Origin of the sequence: Leifsonia sp. SIMBA_070 (genome assembly GCF_046534635.1) — a bacterium.
In the GTDB taxonomy this organism is placed as follows: Bacteria; Actinomycetota; Actinomycetes; order Actinomycetales; family Microbacteriaceae; genus Leifsonia.
This window is the reverse complement of the sequence record NZ_JAWRYK010000623.1, coordinates 1-252: the sequence shown is the minus strand read 5'-3', so window position 1 is coordinate 252 and position 252 is coordinate 1. Positions and strand designations below refer to the sequence as shown.

The 252-nt window shown below is 64.7% G+C and carries 1 protein-coding gene; it reads right to left on the bottom strand.

Translation table 11 applies throughout. The features are described from left to right. Window positions 1-252 (bottom strand): alpha-ketoglutarate-dependent dioxygenase AlkB (locus SB754_RS21715; protein ID WP_410784385.1); only part of this gene is annotated, 252 nt, incomplete at both ends.

Genomic DNA, 252 nt, shown 5'->3' with positions numbered 1-252 from the left:
AGCTCAATATCGGTGTACGGGCGGGTTCGGGTCGAAGTATTCCCAAACCGGAATATGCACGTGTCACCAAGGCTTAGCGATACGACGGGTGCGCTGGACTTCTCATCCTTGTCCTGGTGCATGCCCATGTGGGCGCCGTGCGCGTAGTAGTTGATCAGCGCGGTGTCGGGCGTGTAGTCCTCCGGCTTCCAGATCCCGGGTGCGTAGCCCGGCTCGCCGGGCCGGGTGTAGGCCTCGGCCAGGGCCCGCCGC